Source organism: Vibrio sp. 10N.222.48.A3 (genome assembly GCF_041475345.1).
GTDB lineage: Bacteria > Pseudomonadota > Gammaproteobacteria > Enterobacterales > Vibrionaceae > Vibrio > Vibrio tasmaniensis_A.
Genome location: NZ_JBFRVX010001803.1, coordinates 1 through 246 on the forward strand (window position 1 = coordinate 1; position 246 = coordinate 246).

Annotated in this window: 1 pseudogene; it reads right to left on the minus strand. The window is 36.6% G+C overall.

Annotated features, from left to right (window positions below):
- Window positions 1-212, minus strand: a pseudogene (locus AB4653_RS28980) (hypothetical protein); the annotation flags it as partial.
- Window positions 213-246 lie beyond the last annotated feature (34 nt).

Genomic DNA, 246 nt, shown 5'->3' on the forward strand with positions numbered 1-246 from the left:
ATGGAAAACACACCAATACCAGCAAGTGGACGAAAAAGGAAAATAGGTAAACTAAACACAACCGCAATAAAAAACGACCTTGTGATTTTACTTTTAATGCCATGCTCTTTAACGTAGATATTTTCTAACGTATTAAGCTTAAGAGGCTTTGGGCTCTTCCTTGTTACAATCGAATCAGACTCAAGCCAAATATTCTTTTTGCCACTTCCCATTGTTCCTCCTCCATAAAGCCAACCAACTTAAAAT